Annotated in this window: 15 protein-coding genes and 1 pseudogene; 12 read left to right on the top strand and 4 right to left on the bottom strand. The window is 66.0% G+C overall.

All coding sequences use genetic code 11. The features are described 5' to 3' along the window. Positions 1-17 precede the first annotated feature (17 nt). The 4 genes from OXK16_16635 (at position 18) to dnaE (ending at position 5,381) form a co-directional block, all read left to right on the top strand. On the top strand, positions 18-398 hold the full coding sequence (locus OXK16_16635; GenBank protein ID MDE0377568.1) for a TraR/DksA C4-type zinc finger protein: 381 nt from the start codon (positions 18-20) through the stop codon (positions 396-398). Further along, entirely contained in the window at positions 368-844 is a 477-nt protein-coding gene (gene lspA, locus OXK16_16640) for a signal peptidase II (protein MDE0377569.1), read from the top strand. The genes OXK16_16635 and lspA overlap by 31 nt, the downstream gene beginning before the upstream one ends. Continuing rightward, positions 823-1,764, top strand: coding sequence for an RluA family pseudouridine synthase (locus OXK16_16645; GenBank protein MDE0377570.1), 942 nt, complete (start codon positions 823-825; stop codon positions 1,762-1,764). Before lspA ends, OXK16_16645 begins: the two co-directional genes overlap by 22 nt. A 95-nt stretch (positions 1,765-1,859) precedes the next feature. Next, positions 1,860-5,381, top strand: a complete 3,522-nt coding sequence (dnaE, locus tag OXK16_16650) for a DNA polymerase III subunit alpha (GenBank protein ID MDE0377571.1) — start codon at positions 1,860-1,862, stop codon at positions 5,379-5,381. Between the two features lie 8 nt (positions 5,382-5,389). Here dnaE and OXK16_16655 read toward each other — a convergent pair whose 3' ends face one another. Continuing rightward, the gene (locus tag OXK16_16655; protein MDE0377572.1) at positions 5,390-6,061 is read right to left on the bottom strand and encodes an alpha/beta hydrolase; all 672 of its coding nucleotides are present in this window, start codon (positions 6,059-6,061) and stop codon (positions 5,390-5,392) included. A gap of 57 nt (positions 6,062-6,118) precedes the next feature. Continuing rightward, a pseudogene (gene aroQ / locus OXK16_16660) lies at positions 6,119-6,532 on the bottom strand (type II 3-dehydroquinate dehydratase). A 141-nt stretch (positions 6,533-6,673) separates the two neighbouring features. Here aroQ and OXK16_16665 point away from each other — a divergent pair. Then, entirely contained in the window at positions 6,674-7,741 is a 1,068-nt protein-coding gene (locus OXK16_16665) for a Gfo/Idh/MocA family oxidoreductase (GenBank protein ID MDE0377573.1), read from the top strand. A 3-nt stretch (positions 7,742-7,744) separates the two neighbouring features. Here the strand turns inward: OXK16_16665 and OXK16_16670 are convergent, their stop codons facing one another. Continuing rightward, positions 7,745-9,481: a putative DNA binding domain-containing protein gene (locus OXK16_16670; protein ID MDE0377574.1), complete on the bottom strand. Its 1,737-nt coding sequence runs from the start codon at positions 9,479-9,481 to the stop codon at positions 7,745-7,747. A gap of 225 nt (positions 9,482-9,706) precedes the next feature. Beyond that, entirely contained in the window at positions 9,707-11,905 is a 2,199-nt protein-coding gene (locus OXK16_16675) for an arylsulfatase (GenBank protein MDE0377575.1), read from the bottom strand. A gap of 282 nt (positions 11,906-12,187) precedes the next feature. Between OXK16_16675 and OXK16_16680 the strand changes: the two genes are divergently transcribed. From OXK16_16680 to OXK16_16710, 7 genes are all read left to right on the top strand, one after another. Next, complete coding sequence (locus OXK16_16680; GenBank protein ID MDE0377576.1) at positions 12,188-13,555, top strand: ABC transporter substrate-binding protein; 1,368 nt, start codon at positions 12,188-12,190, stop codon at positions 13,553-13,555. A gap of 85 nt (positions 13,556-13,640) precedes the next feature. Further along, positions 13,641-14,525: an ABC transporter permease subunit gene (locus tag OXK16_16685; protein MDE0377577.1), complete on the top strand. Its 885-nt coding sequence runs from the start codon at positions 13,641-13,643 to the stop codon at positions 14,523-14,525. Between the two features lie 67 nt (positions 14,526-14,592). Further along, positions 14,593-15,426, top strand: a complete 834-nt coding sequence (locus OXK16_16690) for an ABC transporter permease subunit (GenBank protein ID MDE0377578.1) — start codon at positions 14,593-14,595, stop codon at positions 15,424-15,426. Next, positions 15,423-16,487 carry an ABC transporter ATP-binding protein gene (locus tag OXK16_16695; protein MDE0377579.1) on the top strand — a complete coding sequence of 355 codons (1,065 nt, stop codon included), beginning with the start codon at positions 15,423-15,425 and terminating at the stop codon, positions 16,485-16,487. The genes OXK16_16690 and OXK16_16695 overlap by 4 nt, the downstream gene beginning before the upstream one ends. 39 nt (positions 16,488-16,526) lie before the next feature. Continuing rightward, positions 16,527-18,785 carry an arylsulfatase gene (locus tag OXK16_16700; protein ID MDE0377580.1) on the top strand — a complete coding sequence of 753 codons (2,259 nt, stop codon included), beginning with the start codon at positions 16,527-16,529 and terminating at the stop codon, positions 18,783-18,785. Positions 18,786-19,062: 277 nt separating this feature from the next. Continuing rightward, a complete protein-coding gene (locus OXK16_16705) occupies positions 19,063-19,323 on the top strand; it encodes a type II toxin-antitoxin system Phd/YefM family antitoxin (protein ID MDE0377581.1) in 261 nt (86 codons plus the stop codon). After that, positions 19,323-19,736 carry a PIN domain-containing protein gene (locus OXK16_16710; GenBank protein ID MDE0377582.1) on the top strand — a complete coding sequence of 138 codons (414 nt, stop codon included), beginning with the start codon at positions 19,323-19,325 and terminating at the stop codon, positions 19,734-19,736. Before OXK16_16705 ends, OXK16_16710 begins: the two co-directional genes overlap by 1 nt. The last annotated feature ends 151 nt before the right edge of the window (positions 19,737-19,887 follow it).

Genomic DNA, 19,887 nt, shown 5'->3' on the forward strand with positions numbered 1-19,887 from the left:
CCCGGAGGAAGAGCGGTATGGCATCTCGCCGCAAGCTGGCCGAGTCCACACTCGCACGTTTCAAGAGGCTCCTCGAGGAGAAGGAGCGGAGCCTCGTCTCGGTGATCGCCGACCACGAAGCCGAGCGGAGCGAGGTCAGGATGGCCGAGACCGCGGCCGAGCGCAGACCCGATCCGGACTCGGCCGATGGCGGCTCGATGGCCTTCGAGTTCGAGAAGGAGTTGTCGGTGGACCGCAACAGCCGTGACCTGCTCGGCCAGGTCCGCAGCGCGCTGCAGGCACTGGAGGACGGTACCTACGGCGAGTGTCGAGTCTGTGGAGGCACCATCCCGGTGGCGCGCCTGCGGGCCCTTCCGCAGACCAGCCTGTGCGTGAAGTGCGCGTCGCGGCGGCGCTGAGCAGCCGACGCATCAATGCCGGCCTCCTGGGCGGGGCCGTTCTGGTAGCCGATCAGATCAGCAAGCTCTGGGCGCGAACGGCGCTGGCCGACCAGAACCTCGTGATCATTCCCGGCTGGTTCCGGCTCGCGGTCACCGAGAACTCGGGGGCGGCCTTCTCCCTGTTCCAGGGTTACGGGTCCTGGTTGGGGTTGGCCGCCGTCGTGGTGGCGTTCCTGATCCTGGTAATGGTGGAGCGCACCAGGAGCACCACCGAGTTGGTGGGGTTGGGTCTGGTGCTCGGCGGGGCGATCGGAAACCTCGTCGATCGGCTCCTGGGCGGACCATGGATGTCCGGCGCGGTCACAGACTTCATCGACTTCAGCTTCTGGCCCACCTTCAACGTTGCCGACTCCTCCATCACGGTGGGCGTGGTGATCCTCGTATGGGCGGCCAGACGCATCTGACCGTCCCCGAATCCCTGGACGGCGCCCGCTTCGACCTGATCCTGGCCCGGCTGGCCGGGGTGAGCAGGGCGAGAGCCAGGCGGATGATCGAGTCCGGCGGAGCGGGGCTGACAGCAGCCGGGCCGGACAGTGGAGGCCGGCCCAGCACCCGGCTCGGCGCCGGTGACGGCCTCTGGTTCGTGCCTCCCGAGACCGCCCCGTTGCGACCGTATCCCGTCGAGTTGGACGTCCGCTACGAGGACCGCTACCTGGCGGTGATCGGCAAGCCCGCGGGGATGGTCACCCATCCGGGGCCCGGACACGTCGAGGCGACGCTGGTCTCGGCGCTTCTCCATCGGTGGCCTGAGGTCGAGGGGGTTGGTGAGTACCCGCGGTGGGGGATAGTTCACCGCCTTGACATGGACACCTCGGGGGCCATCCTCATCGCCCGGCACCCGCTCGCGCACCGTCGCCTGACCGAGGCGATGGCCGCCAGGGAGGTGCGCCGCCGCTACCTCACGCTCACCCACGGCGGCTTCGCCGTCGCCTCCGGGACGATCGAGGCGCCGATCGATCGGCGGCGGACGAGACGGTTCGTGGGTCCCGGCGGCAAGCCCGCCGTCACGCACTACCGCTGGCTGGCCACGTGGGACCGTCCCGTGCTGAGCCTGCTGGAGGTGACTCTCGAGACGGGGCGTACCCACCAGATCCGGGTGCATCTGGGCTCGATCGACCGGCCGGTGGTGGGGGATCGGGTCTACGGGCGGCCCGCCCGGGCCGGCGTCGATCCGGGGCGCGTATGGCTCCATGCCCACCGGCTCGGTCTCGTCCACCCGGTCACCCGCCAGGACCTCGACGTGGAGGTGCCCCTTACCTCCGATCTCCGGTCGAGCCTCGAAGCCCTCGGTAGGCCCGCCGAGGGAGAGGTGCCGCGGGAATAATCCCGAACAAGCCAGGTTGACGCGCCGGAGTTCGCTAGTGTTTCGGATCGCTGGGTGCCCCTGACCGGTCGACGGATAGCGGTCAAGGATGGGGCATGGCGAGTAACGGTTTCGTCCACCTCCACGTGCACAGCGAGTTCTCGATGCTCGACGGCGCAGCGCGGATCGAAGACGCCGTAGCGGCGGTCGTATCAGACGGCCAGCCGGCGCTGGGCCTGACTGATCACGGCGTGCTCTACGGCGCGGTCGACTTCTACCGGGCCGCCACCGCGGCAGGCATCAAGCCGATTCTCGGCGTGGAGGGCTACCTGACCACCGGCTCCCGCTTCGATCGGCCCACCGGGCCCGACAACGTCCGCCATCACATCACCCTGCTGGCCGAGACGCAGACCGGCTACTCCAACCTGGTCAAGCTGGTCAGCAGGGCCTTCCTGGAGGGTTACTACTACAAGCCCCGCATGGACCACGAGCTGCTGGCCGAGTATGCCGAGGGCATCATCGCCACCAGTGGCTGCCTGTCCGGTCATGTGCCGACGCTGCTGGCCCCGGACGCGCCGCGAGAGGACGGGTACGGTGGCGGCCGGCGGGACTTGGAGAAAGCCGTGGAGGCAGCCGGCCTCTACCAGGACATCTTCGGCCGGGACCGGTTCTTCATCGAGCTCCACGACCTCGGCCTGGAGAGCCAGCAGCGCATCCTCCCCGACCTGGTGGAGATCTCGCAGCGGGTCGGCGCTCCGCTCCTGGCCACCAACGATGCCCACTACACCCGCCAGGACGAGGCGGCCGCCCACGATGTCCTGCTCTGCATCCAGACGGGGTCGACCATGGGGGACCCGGACCGGAGCCTCCGTTTCGAGGGCGAGGAGTTCTATCTGAAGACCCCTCGGGAGATGCGGGACCGGTTCCCGGAGGACACTTATCCCGATGCGTGCGACAACACGCTCCTGATCGCCGAGCGCGTGAACGTGGATCTGGACTTCGACCAGTTGCTCCTGCCCCACTTTCCGGTCCCGGACGGCCACACGGCCATGTCCTACCTGCGGGAGTTGGTGACCGAGGGCGCTCGCCGCCGCTACGAGGGCCGGACCGGCGGCGAGGTCGGGCAGCGCATAGAGCACGAGATGCGGATCATCGAGGACATGGGCTTCCCCGACTACTTCCTGATCGTGTGGGACCTGGTGCGCTACGCGAGGTCGCGCCTGATCAGGGTCGGCCCGGGGCGGGGCTCGGCGGCCGGGTCGATCGTGGCCTACTCGCTGGGTATCACCGATCTGGACCCGATCGGGTACGGCCTGATCTTCGAGCGCTTCCTCAACCCCGGCCGGCGCGAGATGCCGGACATCGACATGGACTTCGACGAGCGTTTCCGGGGCGACATCATCCGGTACGCGGCCGACAAGTACGGATCCGATCACGTGGCCCAGATCGTCACCTTCTCCACGATCAAGGGGAAGCAGGCTATTCGTGACTCGGCCCGGGTCCAGGGTTTCCCGTACGCGATGGGGGACCGCCTGGCCAAGCTGATGCCGGATCCGGTCCTGGGACGGGAGGCATCGCTCGACATCTGCTTCAACCCCCCGGCCCACGATGCCGATGGGATCACCAAGGAGTGGTATGCCAACGCCGCCGGGCTGCGGGAGGACTACCGGGACAAGGAGGACGCCCGCCTGGTCCTGGACACCGCGCGGGGTCTGGAAGGGCTCCGCCGCCAGGACTCGATCCACGCCGCGGCGGTGGTGATCGCTCCCCGGCCGCTCACCGACCTGGTGCCGGTGCAGCGCAAGGGCGAGGACGCCGAGGTGGTCACCCAGTACGAGATGCATGCCATCGAGAAGCTGGGCCTGCTCAAGATGGACATTCTCGGCCTGCGCACGCTGTCGACCATCGACCGGACGCTGGACCTGATCGAACGGAGCACCGGGGACCGGCCCGACATCGACCGGGTCCCCCTGGACGATGCCGACACCTACGAGATGCTCTGCAGAGGCGACACCATCGGTGTCTTCCAGCTGGAAGGTACCGCCATGCGCTCCCTGATCAGGAGCCTACGGCCGGACCGATTCCAGGACATGATCGCCCTCGTGGCCCTGTACCGGCCCGGCCCGATGTCGAACGACTGGCACCACGCCTACGCCAACCGCAAGAACCGGCGCAGCAAGGTGGATTATCCCCATCCGGCCACCGAGGGCGTGCTGAGCGAGACCTACGGCCTCATGATCTACCAGGAACAGGTCATGCAGATCGCCCGCGACATCGCGGGGTACTCCATGGCCGACGCCGACGCCCTCCGCAAGGCCATGGGCAAGAAGATCCCCGCCATCATGGAGCAGGAACGGGACAAGTTCGTGGCCGGCGTGGTGGCGGGCGGCAACACGCCGGAGTTCGGGGGAGAGCTGTTCGACTCGATCGAGGGCTTCGCCGGTTATGGCTTCAACAAGTCGCACAGCGCCGCCTACGGCCTGCTGGCCTACCAGACCGCCTACCTCAAGGTTCGCTTCCCGGCCGAATACATGGCCGCCCTGCTCACGTCGTCGCACCGGGAGAAGGACCGTAACCGCCTGTACCTGAGCGAGTGCCGAGTGATGGGGCTGGAGGTGTCGGCGCCGTCGGTCAACGCCTCCGAGAGCGACTTCACCGTCCGGGACGGCAGGATCGTGTTCGGACTCTCCGGGGTGCGGAACGTCGGGTCGGCGGTGGTGGAGAAGATCATCGAGGCCCGCCACGCCGGGGGCGCCTTCGCGGACTTCCAGGACTTCGCCAACCGGGTGGAGGCCACGGCCCTCAACAAGCGGGTGGTGGCCTCGCTGATCAGGGCGGGCGCCTTCGAAGACCTGGGGCACACCCGAAGAGGCCTGAACGAGGTGGCGGAGTTGATGATCGAGCGTACGCTGGCGCGGAGGCGGCACGAGGAGGCGGGTCAGTTCAGCTTGTTCGGCGGGGAAGCCGAGGTTCCGGAGTTCGACGAGGTGGCGATTCCGGAGGATGAGTGGAACAAGTTCGTCCTGCTGGCCCACGAGAAGGAGATGCTGGGCCTCTACGTATCGGACCATCCGCTGAACGGTCTGGGCCGGGCCCTGGCGCAGCACACCAACGCGACCGTGTCCGGGCTGGCGGCGCTGGCGGACGGGGAGCGGGTGAGGGTCGGCGGGATCGTCAGCGGAATCACCCGCCGCTACACCAGCTCGGGGGAGCAGATGGCCTACTTCAACATCGAGGACCTCGACAGCTCGGTCGAGGTGGTGGTGTTTGCGAAGACCCTGGCCTCGGCCGACGAGATTCTGGAGGAGGACGCCATCATGGTGGTGGAGGGCAGGCTGAGCAACCGGGATGAGGTGAAGGTCCGGGCCTTCCGAATCACCAGACCCAAGCTCGTCCCCGACAGCGACCTCAGGCTGCGCCTGGAGCCCCGCCGGGCGCTAACGGATCAGGATGCCTTCATGGAGTCGCTGCGCGAGCTCAAGCAGGTGGTGTCCAACCATCCGGGGCCGGCGCCGGTCTACATCGACCTCACCGCCGGGGAGAGTCGGAAGGTCTTCCAGCTCGACGAGAAAGTGGAACTGTCGTCCTCGCTCTACGCCGAGGTGAGGGGCATCTTCGGGGAGGCGGCCCTCGCCTAGGGCGCCGGCTAGGCGCCCAGGCAGGCGTGCGCCACCTCCTCCCATCCGGCGGCGAGGGGCGAGATCACGTCCATGTGGTCGGCCTCCAGTACCTCGACCAGGTGGGATCGGTCGCCGGCCGCCAAGGCCGCCTTGACGAAGCGGCGGCTCTGCTCCGGCGCTACCGACCGGTCCATGAGGCCGTGCACCGCCACCGTCGGGACACCGGAGGGAAGGGCACGGATGGGGTCGACCGCCGGGAGGCGAGCGTGGCGGTCGTCGCCCAGGAAGGCCGAGATGAGCCCGTCGAAACCGGAACCGACGTTCTCCAGGTCGAGCATTCCCGCCAGCGTGACGAAGCCGGCCGGACGCACGGAGGCGGTCTTGGCGGCGAAGAATCCCAGTTGGGCGCCGGCGGAGTGCCCGATCACCGTCACCCGGTCCAGGTCGAGGCGATGGTCGCCGGAGATGGAGGACAGGGCGCCGACCGCGGCGGTAACGTCCGCCATGGAGTCCCGCCAACCGCCCACCGGTGGGATCCGCCGGTACTCGATATTCCAGGTGGCCGTTCCCCTCGCGGCCAGGTCGACCGCGGCCCCGTCCATCAGGTCACGGGTGTAGGGGTCCGCCCATCCGCCACCGTGGACCAGGATCGCCACCGGGTGGGGTCCGGGAGCATCGGGAAGCCGCAGATCGGCCACCTGGTCGGGGTGCGGCCCGTAGGCCAGGATGAGAGGGGGATGGGCCGCCCGGTAGTGGAGATGGGAAATGGCGTCCAGGTAGCCGGTGACGCCCCGGCCGAAGATCTGGTACGCGCAGGCCGGCTCGGTCACGGAGATGCGCCGCCATGGCTCGCGTTCCCGAACATTGGAGATATGGATCTCTACGGTGGGGATCCCGACCGCCTCTATGGCGTCGTGGAGGGCATAGCTGGTGTGGGAGAAGGCGCCGGGGTTGAAAACGATCCCGTCAGCGGTCTCCCGCGCGGCGTGAATGGCGTCGATCAACTCTCCCTCGTGATTGGACTGGAAGTCCTCGAGGCGATGACCGAGCCGGGCCGCGTGCGCGTGGCACTGCTCGGCCACGTCTTCGAGCGTGTCCGAGCCGTAGACCTCCGGGGCGCGCGTGCCCAGGAGGTTGAGGTTGGGGCCGTTCAGCAAGAGGATTCGCATGGTTACCAGAGCGTAGGCGGGTCTGGGCGCCAGTTGGGATGATTAGTCCCCCGACGCCGCGGGGCGGGTGATCACCACACCACCCGGCCGACCGGGAGCGGTACGGCCCGGCCGGTACACTCGGGCCGGGAAGGCGATGCGGTGAGAGACGGCAACATAGGCTTCGGCCTGGTCGGGACCGGTATGTCGGGTGGCTTCATGGCCAAGGAGCTCGACTTCGTCGACGGCGCCGAGCTGGTGGCGGTGTGCAGCCGGAACGAGTCCAACGTCCGGGGATTCGCCGAGGCCCACGACGCCAGGCACTGGTTCACCGATTACCGGCGGTTGGTGGAACACGATGATGTCGATGTGGTGGTCGTCTCGGTTCCCACCGGTCTGCACGCCGAGGTGGCGATCGCCGCCTCGAACTCCGGCAAGCATGCCTTGGTGGAGAAGCCCCTTGACACCACGCTGGAGAGGGCTGATCGGATGATCGCCGTCTGCCGGGCGAACAACACCAAGCTCGGGGTGGTCTTCCAGATGCGTTTCGGTGTGGTGGCCCGCACCCTCAAGGAGGCGGTCGACTCGGGTCGTCTGGGGCGGGTGTTCCTGAGCGACGCGGTTGACAAGTCGAGCCGGACGGCTGCCTATTACGACTCTGCCGCCTGGCGGGGAACCGAGGCGCTCGAGGGCGGGGGCTGTCTGATGACCCAGTCCATCCACATAATCGACCTCCTGCAGCATCTGATGGGACCGGTGCGGTCTGTGATGGGCCGGGTGGCTACCCAGTTCCACGACATCGAGGTGGAGGACACCGCTACCGCGGTGGTCAGTTTCACCAACGGCGCTATGGGGATCATCGAGAGCACTTCCTCGGTCCGGACCGCTCTCAAGTCCCGGATCGAGCTGCACGGCGAGCTGGGCACCGTGGTCGCCAACGCCCAGTACGACAGGTTCCTTGTCTGGGATGTAGAGGGTGACGAGGATCGGGTGGAGGTGGACCCGGACTTCGGGTTGACCGACATCGACGATCCCTGGGCCTACCCGCAGACCCGCCACCGGATCCAGCTCCAGGACATGGTCGACGCCATCCGAGAGGATCGTGATCCGGTGCTCACCGGTGAGGACGCCCGGGTGTCTCTGGCCATAATCGCGGCCATCTACGAGTCCTCCCGGCTGGGGAGGGAGGTCTTCCTCGATGCCTACCGGCCGGGGAACCCCGTCCCCTGAGTCTCAGACGGGGCCGTAATCGAGGACCGACGACCGTCCTGCGATGGCCACGACCCGCACGAGCAACGACTTGCCGTCCGCGTCCATCAAGTGCAGATCTTCATCTCCGGGGACGAAAGGGACCGGCTGCTGCTGTCCGCCGTTGATGGCGATGTTGGAGGCATAGAGGTACGTCCGGTAGCTGGCGTCGAGAATCGGATTGAGCCGGCCGGCTAGACCCGGTACGTGACCGGTCGACTCTGCGAACACGACGGAACCGCCATCCGCATTGGGGGTCAACTCGACTGCGAGCGCTCGCTCCATCGGCAACCAGCCTCGTTCGACATGTGCCGCGTAGCCCTTTCGAGCCACGAACACCGTCATTGGCAGGTGAACGGAGTGCAGGTCAAGGCGCGCCTCGCCCTCAGCGTCAGTGCGGTCCCGCTTCCAGGTGTTGTTCGGGAACAGTGCCAGCACATCCGCGCCGGCGAGCGGTGATCCGCCGCTACGCACCGTGACCACCACAGTGGCCGGGTCCGCGTGAACCTCGGCGGCGGGGAGAGTAATGCACAACTCCGAATTATCGATGAGCCGGAACTGTGCGTCCTTCCCGGATAACTCGCTGGTCTCGCGGCTGATGATAGAAACACCGTCGCCACGGCGCTCCATGAAGTGTTGCCGGCCTCCGGTACCCTCGACCCCACCGACGCTCATGCGGCCCAGGATTGAGGCGAGTACCTGGTTACGAGTCACCTGTCGCTCCATCATGCTCTCGACGGTCAGATTGTTGGGAAGTCCGCCCGGAGATCTCAACTCAAGGCGATCAGAAAAGACCGACAACCGGATTCTGCTGCCTCGGATCGAGTAGTCACGGTGCACGACCGCATTCACCAGAGCCTCAAAGACCGCTCGCGAGCTGTATTGGGGCAGGTTCACCCGAGCGGGGTCCTTGCGCGCACCGACACGCATGTTTCGCATGACGAACGCGAGTGCCTGGGTGATCTGCTTATTGATCGGACCGACGATGTCCTGTGCGTCGATCTGCGCAGATGAGCGGTCAACGCCCTTGTAGCGAACGGCCGTGACCTCCGCGCCCGGAACGAACTCTCGGGGCTGCCGGGTGCACGCCAGAATGCCCGCCACGGTGGCCAGAACCGCGCCGTGGCTGTCGGTACGCAATAGTCCGAGCTTCTCGAGCCCCAACCGGGGGTCGCGCAAGCCCTCAGCGCTGAGCAAGGGCTTCCACAGGTCCTTGTCGAGGGTTGAGAAGCCCGTGCCAGCGACCATCTGCTCGTCGAAACCGGTGAACCGAGCCTGGCCGCGCCTTTGCGCCAGGCGCATCCGCTCGTCGGGCGACATGGGCTGCTTGGCACTGCCCACGCGCACGAAGCTGCCCCCAGGGCTGTCGTATTGCGCGTCCCCTTCCGGTATGGAGACAAGGAGGAACGGCCGTTCATCCAGCTCCCTTCGGAACGTCTCGATCCTGACCGGTGGCTTGATGGAGTCCGTGCAGATCTCCCTGACCAGGCCCTCGAGTTTGTCCAGTTGGTAGCGGGACATTCCTGGCACATCGCCCGCGTCGGTGACGCCGAGCAGAAGGACGCCGCCCCTGGCATTCGCGAAAGCGGCGATCTCGTCGGCCCAACTGTCGCGATGGTGCCGCGCGGGGTCGCTGGCGCGAAAATCAACATCTTTGAATTCCCAAGCGCTGTCCTCGCCGAGGCGAAGTTGGCGCCGAATCTCGTAGTCGGTGTACGCCATCGTCATCGTGCCCTCGCGAGCGGCCCTGTCGGTATCTCTATGCTACCCATGGACTCCTCCGGCAACCTCCATCCGCGAGGATCGTGATCCGGTGCTCACCGGTGAGGACGCCCGGGTGTCTCTGGCCATAATCGCGGCCATCTACGAGTCCTCCCGGCTGGGGAGGGAGGTCTTCCTCGATGCCTACCGGCCGGGGAACCCTGTCCCCTGAGTCCGGGTGGGTCGCTAGTAGTCGTCGCGCCGGCGGGGTGCGTTGATCTCGCTTCCGAGGTGGAAGGTCACGCGCCGGAGCTCACCCTGGAACGGGAATGGCGCTTCGTAGCGAGTGCTGATGGGACCGTACTCGTCACGGCCCACGTCCATACCGGCCAGGGAGATCCAGATCAGTACGCGGTCGAAGTCGAACCACTCGCCTTGGTGGTCACCGGCGGTCAGACGACCCCGGCCGGCCCTCTCGCCGACAAGGTCGAAGTCGAACCCTAACGTCAGGGGGTCGCCGTCCGGCACGGAGATGCTGTGGGCTATGACCGGCCCCGCCGCGTTGTACTCGTAGTGGAGGCGCCCGTCCTTCATGTACAGCACGAAGCCGGATGTCGGGTGGCCGTAGGCGACGATCACACCCTCCATCTCACCGGAAGCGACAGCCTCGATCTGGTAGGAACAATGCTCGATCGGGGGTGTGGCGGCCCGCTCGACGTGGCTGAGGGGTGGGTAGTAGTCGACCCGCCGCCGGTAGAGCGGAGAGCGCTCGTCCATGCTGTAGGACCAGAACAGCTCCATGTAGCGGTCGTCCAGCGGCAGCACATCGTTCGCCTCCGCCTCGTGCCAGAACAGGCGGTCCAGTTCAGCCAGCCTCTCGGGCTCGGAGGCGGCGAGGTCATTGGACTCGGAGAAGTCCTCGTCAAGGTGGTAGAGCTCCCACTCCTCCGTCGCATAGGGATCGCCGGGCGTGTGGCGAGTGACCGCCTTCCATCCGTCCGCCCAGATCCCCCGGTGACCGGTCATCTCGAAGTACTGCGGGCCCTTGCGGCTTGGCACGGTCGGATCACCGAACGTGTAGGCCATGCTCTTGCCGTGGATCGGCAACTGGGAACGCCCCAGGTACTCGGCGGGCGGCTCCACTCCCGCCACCTCGTAGATGGTGGGTGCGATGTCGATCATGTGGTGGAACTGATCAAGCACGGCGCCGGGGGAGGCCATACGGTCCCCCCACCGGACTATCAACGGAACCCTGATGCCTCCGCCGTGGGTGTAGCGCTTGTACCACTTGAGAGGCGTGTTGGAGGCTTGTGCCCAGCCCCTTGCGTACTGCGAGTCGGCGGTGGGACCTCCGATCTCGTCGATCCGATCGATGATGTCCGCTGCCCCGGGCTCGATGTCGTTGAAGAAGTGGATGCGCCCGAAGGCCCCGATGTCCCGGCCGTCCATGGCCGCCCCGTTGTCGGAGCACACGAAGATGAGCGTGTTGTCCCAGCGGCCCACCCGCTTCAGGTGGTCGAACAGGCGTCCGAGCGCTGCGTCGGTGTGCTCGATGAAGGCGGCGTAGGCCTCCTGGAGGCGCGCCGACACCAGACGCTCCTCCGCGGTGAGGCTCGCCCACGGGCGAACATCGGGATTGCTCGGGGGCAGCTCGGTACCGGGCGGGATGATGCCTGCTTCCAACTGCCGCTCGTACCTGTCCTCACGGATCCGGTCCCAGCCGGCGTCGAATCGCCCGCGGACCCTCTCCATGTACTCGGGGGGCGCATGGTGCGGTGCGTGGGCAGCGCCGAGAGGAAGGTAGAGAAACAACGGGTCCCAAGGGCGGTGGGCGATATGGTCGGAGACGAACCGTGAGGAACGGTCTATCAGGTCATCGGTCAGGTGGTATCCGTCCTCCGGCCTGGCCGGAGGCTCGATGTGGTGGTTGTCGCGCACCAGTTCGGGGTAGTAGTGGTCGGCCGCGCCCCCCAGAAACCCGTAGAAACCGTTGAAACCCCGGGCCAGCGGCCAGTCGCCGTAGGGCCCTGCCGGTCCCTGGCTGTCGGCCGGGAGCAGGTGCCACTTCCCGGCCGCAAATGTGTTCCACCCGGACTCGCGCAGCACCTCGGAGACGAGTGCCGCCCTCCTGGTGACCCGCTCCTGGCCGCTGGGGTAGTCGTAACGGGTCCCGGTGAGCATCCGCATGCCCACCGCATGGTGGTTTCGGCCGCTCAGCAGGCAGGCTCGCGACGGCGAGCACAGCGTGGTGGCGTGGAAGTTGTTGTAGCGGTGGCCGCCCGCGGCCAGTGCGTCGAGGTTGGGCGTGGCGATCTCGGATCCGTAGCACCCCAGGTCCGAGAAGCCGATGTCGTCGAACATGATGAGCAGCACGTCCGGCCTGCGGCCGTTACCTTCGGTCGCACCGCCCGTGCGCGGCTTCCGTTCTGTTCCACCGCCGTCCATTACTCGGCGAGCCTACTCCGCCGCCCGCGCATGGCGCACGCTCAGCTCAGGGCTCGCGGACTCAAGACCTCCTCCCTCGGTGGGCAATCCCGAGCCGAGAGGTCGTCATCTGGTCGCCGCCCCTTTGACACCCATGACAGGTGTATCTACGGTCCTTGGGGACAGGCTCAGGGGGTCTGGATCCCCGCTCAGGCTTGCACCCATGTGCAATCACTTCGGAGGGAGGATCTGATGATTGCCCGAAACCGGAAACACCTTTCCGTTCTACTACTTTTCACAGTCTTGGCGCTAGTAGCGGCCGCGTGCGGGTCCGACGAAGACAGCACACCGGCTACGGCCGCCGCGACCCAAGCGACAACCACCACGGCAGCCATGGCGGAGGAAGCTCCGACCACCACCGAAGCGATGGAAGAGGCTCCCGCCACCACCGAGGCGATGGAAGAGGAAGCTCCGACCACCACCGAGGCGATGGAAGAAGAGATGATGGGAACCATGGCTGACGTTCCCATGTACGACACTTGGGATGACGTACTCGCTGCTGCCGACGGCACCACGGTCAACTGGCACATGTGGGGCGGCAACGAAAACCTCAACTCCTGGGTCGACACGTATATCGGCGATGTCGTGAAGGAGCGCTACAACGTCACGCTCAACCGGGTCCCGCTCGGCGACACCGTCGAAGCCGTCAACCTGGTCCTCAACGAGCACCAGGCCGGGGTGACCGAAGGCGGCAGCGTCGACATGATCTGGATCAACGGTGACAACTTCAAGACCCTGAAGGAAGCTGAGCTCCTGTTCGGACCGTGGTCGGAGGGGATCCCCAACGCGGCGCATGTCAACTGGGACGACCCTTCGATCGCCTACGACTTCGGCGTCTCGGTCGATGGCCTCGAATCGCCGTGGGGATCGGCGCAGATGGTCTTCGTGTACAACTCGGCCTACGTGCCGGAACCGCCCAGGACCTTCGAGGCACTGGCGGAGTGGGTTCACGCCAACCCGGGCCTGTTCACCTACATGGCCCCGCCGGACTTCCACGGCCTGAGCTTTGTGAAGCACATGTTCTACTGGGCGGCCGACGACTACTCGGTGTTCCAGCAACCCTTCGACCAGGCGGTGTTCGACAGCATCGCGCCGAAGGTGTGGGAGTACCTGAACGACATCGAGCCCGACTTGTGGCGCGGCGGCGACACCTATCCGACCAGTATCGGGGCCCTGCAGGACCTGCTGGCTAACAGCGAGGTCTACTTCGGCATGTCGCTAAACCCGCGGCGGCCGTCAACCCTGATCAACAACGGCACGTATCCGGACACCATCCGCACCTGGGTGATGGACACGGGGACGCTCACCAACAAGAACTACGTGACGATCCCGAAGAACGCCTCAAACCCGGCGGGCGCGATGATCGTCGCCAACCACATACTCAGCACCGAGAACCAGCTGATCCAGGCCAACCCGGAGCAGTGGGGATGGGGGCTCCCGACAGACACCACGACCTGGACACAGGAAGAGCGTGACATCCTCAACTCGTACGACCGGGGAGTGGCAACCCTTCCCTTCGACGTCCTAGCCGCGGCCGGATTGCCCGAGCCGCACGCCTCCTGGCCAACGCAGATGGAGGCGGGCTGGATCGAGAACGTCCTCGAGGCCTAGTCAAGAGGTGAGCAGCACGGTGGGGCCGGCGCCCGCTCAGGCAACCGGCCCCACGCCACCTCCGTCGGGGACCGAGCTCGGTCCCATGACGCTTGAACGACGCCAGACGCCCCTGAGGGAGCGGCTGAAGATCCCGCTGATGCTGACGCCGGCGATGGCGGTGATCCTCCTGCTGTTCCTCGGGGGGCTGGTCGCGGGTCTCATGCAGAGCCTCGGCTACTTCCCGGCCGCCGGCCTCACCGAGTTCACCTTCCGCCACTACGTGGACGCGGTCACCGACCGGAACTTCCTCGTCTCGCTGTGGACCACGTTCCGCATCGCCTTCTCGGTCACGCTGCTGTCGACCGTCTTCGCCGTCGGCGCGGCTCTCGTCCTTAGGCAGCGCTTCCCGGGTAGCCGTCTGGCGACGTTCCTATTCCAGATTCCTCTCCCCGTACCCCACCTGGTGGCCGCCAGCGCCGTCATCCTGCTGTTCGCCCAGAGTGGTCTCCTGTCTCGCATAGGAGCTGCACTGGGACTGATCAACGCTCCGGGCGACTTCCCGGCGATCCTGTACGACAACGCCAGCATCGGAGTGATGCTGTCGTTCATGTGGAAGGAGATACCGTTCGTAGGCCTGGTGGTGCTCGCCATCCTCCAGAGCGTCGGTCCCCAGTACGAGGAGTTGGCCCAGACCCTGGGAGCTACCAAGCGGCAACGGCTCGTACACGTCTTGCTGCCTCTCATCATGCCCGGGGTGGTCTCCACGTGGATCATCGTGTTCGCCTTCACGTTCGCGAACTTCGAGATCCCGCTCCTGCTCGGACAGAGCTTCCCGACCACCCTTCCGGTTCAAGCCTTCCGGGAGTTTCAGCGTCCCGAACTGACATCGCGGCCCAAGGGGATGGCCATTGCCATCGTGTTGGCCGTCATCACGGTCCTCCTGCTGATCGCATACAGGCGGCTGGCCCGCTACTCGAGGTCGACGTGAAACGGGCGGTGGGGATCCGATGACCTCGCCAGATGCTCCCGGGCCTGCCCCGGGTCCGGACCAGGCAGTGAGCGAACGACGGATGCCCGGGCGGCGGCAGATCAACTGGTTGCGTTGGGCCACCGTAACCGTCATCGTGGTGTCGGTGGTGCTGCCGGGTGTGTCGCTGCTGCTGAGGTCCTTCGCCTTCCGCTGGCACTATCCCGACGTTGTTCCCGGTGAGTGGGGCTTGGACGCCTGGACCTACACCATCGACGACACGTCACGTGTGTTCGAATCGCTCGGAAACAGCCTACGCATCGCGCTGCTGACCACCACTCTGGCGCTCCTGGTCGGTATGCCCGCAGCCCGAGCCCTGGGCCAGCACCAGTTCCGCGGCAAGCGGGTAGTGGAGTGGATCCTGATGATGCCGATCATCGTGCCTGCGCTGGTAGCCGCCATGGGGATCCACATCGTGTTCATCAGGCTGGGCCTCACCGCGACCGTCCTGGGCGTGTCGCTGGTCCACTTGATACCGGCCACACCGTATTTCGTCCTGGTGATGTCCAGCGTGTTCGCCAACTACAGCCCGGCCCTGGAGGAGACGGCCCGGACCCTCGGCGCCAACAAGATACGGGTGTTCCGGTACGTCACCCTGCCCGCCATCTCGTCGGGACTGCTCGTGGCCTGCCTCTTCACGTTCCTGATCTCGTGGTCGCAGTACGTGACCACGGTTCTGATCGGCAGCGGAATTCTGATCACCCTGCCGATGGTGCTCTTCCCGTTCCTCGGGCAGGGCAATGCCGCGGTGGCGGCCTCGATTACATTGATCTTCGTCGCACCCGCGGTCATGGTGTTGATCCTGACCTCTAGGTCGTTGGGGCGCGGCTCGACCGTGATGGGAGGTTTCGGCAAGGTATGACGGATGTGTCTCTCGTCCATCTCGGACGGGCCTTCGGTGACAAGTGGGCGGTCAAGGACCTGAACCTGGAAATCGCCTCGGGGGAGATGGTTGCCCTGCTCGGTCCTTCCGGGTGTGGCAAGACCACCACCCTGCGAATGATCACCGGGCTGGCCCGCCCTACCACGGGGGATGTGCTGTTCGACGGGTCATCGGTGGTGGAGGTCCCAACCGAACGGCGAGGTGCGGTGCTCATCTTCCAGCAGCATCTCCTGTTCCCCACCATGACCGTGGCCCAGAACGTCGGCTTCGGCCTCAAGATGGCCGGCATGGGCAAGGACGAGATCAACCGGAGGGTGGAGGAAATGCTGGAACGGGTCGAGTTGTCCGGCTTCGGCACCCGCAAGGCGCACCAACTGTCCGGAGGCCAGCAGCAGCGGGTGGCGCTGGCCAGAGGCCTGGTCACCCATCCCAAGGTCCTGTTGCTCGACGAGCCGCTCGCCAACCTCGACGCGAACCTGCGCATCACCATGCGCCACCTGATCCGCTCGATCCAACGAGATCTCGGGATCACCGCCATCTTCGTTACCCACGACCAGGAGGAGGCGGTCATGCTCGCCGACCGGATCGCCCTGATGTTCGACGGGACCCTGCAGCAGGTCGGCAGGCCGGACGAGTTCTATCGCCATCCCCGCACGGCCGGCATCGCCAGCTTCTTCCGCAGCCAGAACTTCCTGCCTGGGACTCGCCACGGCGACGTGGTCAGCACAGGCGCGGGCGACCTCGCAGTGGGCCACAACGTGGCCGCCACCGGCGATGGGCCGGTCGTCGTCACGGCGCGGCCGGAGACCCTGGAGCTGTCGAACCGGCCGGGCGGGGAGAACAACCTTCCGGCGACGGTGACCTCGGCGATATACATGGGTACCCATACCCAGGTCTTCGTGCAGCTGGCGGACACCACATGGACGGTCCACGCCCCGCCGTCCGTCACTCTCAACACGGGCGACCAGGTGTTCGTCGAGTTGCCCAAGGAGCACATCTGGATACTCGAAGATGACTCGGCAGCCCAGGACGGCCGGTAGGAGCCCCCCGACCCCGGCGAGGCTTGATTGGAGCAGGTGATGGGCGGTCCTCAGAGAGTCGGAAAGACGAGAGAAGAGTCCGAGGTTCGCTGGCCGCAATCCTCGCCCGTTGCCGACGGCCGGACCAACGTGGTGGTGATCCTCCTGGACGACGTCGGCTTCGGACAGATCGGGTGCTACGGGTCGTCGATCCGCACACCCAACATTGACGCGCTGGCGGCCGACGGGATCCGCTACTCGGCTTTCCACACCACCGCCCTGTGCTCACCGACGCGGGCGGCGTTGCTGACCGGGCGGAACCATCACAGCTGCGGCATGGCCAGCATCCCGCAGCTGGCCTTGGGGTATCCCGGCCACAACGCGGTGATGCCCCCCACGCACGGGATGCTCTCGGAGATCCTGCGGGATCGCGGATACAACACCTTCGCGGTTGGCAAGTGGCACCTGACGCCTGACTACGAGCAGACGGCGGCCGGCCCGTTCGACCGCTGGCCCCTCGGGCGGGGATTCGAGCGTTTCTACGGGTTCCTGATGGGGATGATCGACCACTGGCACCCGGGCGCCCTCGCCCAGGACAACCAGTTCGTCGACCGTCCCGGCGGAAACGGCTACCACCTGAGCGTCGACCTGACCGACCGGGCGATCGACTACTTGGCGGGCGCCCACTCGGCCAACCCCGCCAAGCCGTTCTTCCTGTACCTGGCCTACGGGGCGGGCCACTCTCCCCACCACGTACCGCTGGAGTACGCCGACGCCTACCGGGGTGTCTTCGACGACGGCTGGGACCTGGAACGGCAGCGGGTGCTGGACCGCCAGAAGGAGCTGGGGCTGATGGCGGAATCGGTGGAGCTCCCGGAGCGAAACTGGGGAGTGGCGGCCTGGGATACGCTGTCGGACGACCACAAACGACTGTACACCCGGATGCAGGAGGTCTACGCCGGTTTCGTCACGCACACCGATGAGCAGATCGGGCGGGTGGTGGAGTTCCTGCGCCGCATCGGCCGGCTTGACGACACGATGATCGTGTTCCTGTCCGACAACGGCGCCAGCCTCGAGGGCCAGGAGCACGGGATCATCAACGAGTACGCCATGTACAACGCCTTGTCCCCGGAGTTCCCCGAGCTCCTGGAGCACATCGACCGGATCGGCGGGCCCGGTTACATGAATCACTACCCCCGGGGCTGGTCGATGGCCGGCAACACACCCTTCCGGGAGTGGAAACGGTCCGTATGGCAGGGTGGGATCGCCGATCCCCTCATCGTCCGGTGGCCGGACCGGATCCGGACCGCCGGTGAGATCCGGCGCCAGTACCACCACGTAACCGACGTGATGCCCACCATCCTCGAGGCACTCGACATCGAGCCTCCGTCAAGTATCGATGGCGTACCCCAATCCGAGATCGAGGGCGTGAGCATGTGGTACAGCGTCCTGGAGCCCGACGCCCGGTCCCGCAAGCGGGTGCAGTACTACGAGATGCTGGGACATCGCGCCATCTATTACGACGGCTGGAAGGCGGTGGCCGATCATCCTCCCATGAGCAGCCGGGGCGACTTCGACCAGGACCGCTGGTTCCTCTACGACATGGAGGCCGACCCCAACGAGACCAATGATCTGTCCGCTGAGCATCCTGACATGGTCCAGGATCTGGTTGACCGCTGGTGGGTGGAGGCCGGCCGGTACAACGTTCTCCCCATCGACGACCGCGGTCACGAGCGCTGGCCCGATCCCCGACCCTCAGTCGGCCCCGACCGGGACACATTCGAGTACCTGCCCAACACCCAACCAGTCTTCGCGCGGGGAGCGGTCAACACCCTCAACCGGGACTTTGACATCGTCACCACGGTTTCTCCCTGCCCCTCCGGAGTGACCGAGGGCGTCATCTTCGCCCACGGCAACCGATTCGGCGGCTATACCCTCTTCGTCAAGGACGGAGAGGCGCGTTTCGTCTACAACCTGTGCGGCATTCGGGAATACCGGGTGACCGCCCCCCTGCCGGAGGGCGATGGCCCGGTGAGGGTGTCGGTCATCTACAGGAGAGAAGCGGACCATCGAGGCAACGTGCGGTTGATCGTCGGGGAGGCCGAACCCGTCAAGGGACGCATCGGCATGACCATCCCCTGGGTCTTCCCCGCCCACGGCAGTCTCAACTGCGGCTTGGACAGAGGCCTGTCGGTCTGCCCGGACTACGTAGCCCCGTTCGCCTTCACCGGGCGGATAGACGGAGTCTCCGTCACCGTCGGGGAACAGGGCAGCCTGGACAAAGCCAAGATCCTCGAAGCCGCACTCGCCGAACAGTAGTGATGGGACCCGGTGCGGTCCGACCGAGAGCCGCGACCGGAGCGATGCCCTCGCTGGCTATTCGAGTGACGACACCTCGAAGGCGGCGCTGAGCCGACCCGGTTCTCGGCCCTGATGGACTTGAGGTCCTGTGGCGCAGTTCGGTCCGCGCGCCTGCTTTGGGAGCAGGAGGCCGCCGGTTCGAATCCGGCTAGCCCGACCCTGCCGATATAGTACAATCGAGTAGTACAGATCAGCAGGGAGGCGTCCCGTGTCAACCGCCGCCAAGTCCTCAGCGGTGCCCGATTCGATCCCATTCTCGGAGTTTCGGGCGAACTGCTCTCGCATCTTGGACCAAGTAGAGGAAACCGGCAACCCCATCACCGTCACAAAGAACGGACGTCCGGTGGCCTCGATAACGCCCTGCCCGAAGCAGCCTACGAGCTTTTGGGACCGGCTTGGTGAGATCGTCAAAGTAGAGCCGGGCGCAGATATCGACAACATAGGCGAAGCAGAATGGGGTGCCGATTGGTGCCCCACCCATGAGGTGACCGGCTGATGCCGGGCCTGCTGCTGGACACCAACGTTGTCCTGCGATCGGACCAGCATCGTAAGCACGAGGTGAGCCGGGCAGCAACAAAGCTGATTGACGCCGCCGCCGCTAATGGAGAGGCAGCCCTCAGTTCCATAACCTTCTTGGAAGTCGCCACGCTCGCAGAGAAAGGCAGAATCAGCGTTGACGCCGAAGAGTTGTACCGGTATGTCATTCAGAACGGAATCCGGGTGATCCCGCTGGACGCACGTATGGCCATGCGCGCCGGGCAATTGTCAGGAGAGGGATATGCAGGCCGCGACCCCGCCGACCGCATGATCGTCGCCACAGCGATACTCGCCGGATGCGACCTCATCACGATGGACCGGGAAATGATTGCCTGGAACGGCCCCTTGCGGGTCATCGACGCCCGCGCCTGACCCCGCCGGCTCTCGGTAATCAGGCTATACGCGTCTGAGTTCCACAGCGGATGTGAGGGGGGAAGTGAGCGGCTCAGCACGTTAGATCGGCGTCGCTCTTAAGATCGACGTGTACAGCAGGAGGTCCCGATCTTTCACGACTTCGGTGGGG

Source organism: bacterium (assembly GCA_028821235.1).
In the GTDB taxonomy this organism is placed as follows: domain Bacteria; phylum Actinomycetota; class Acidimicrobiia; order Spongiisociales; family Spongiisociaceae; genus Spongiisocius.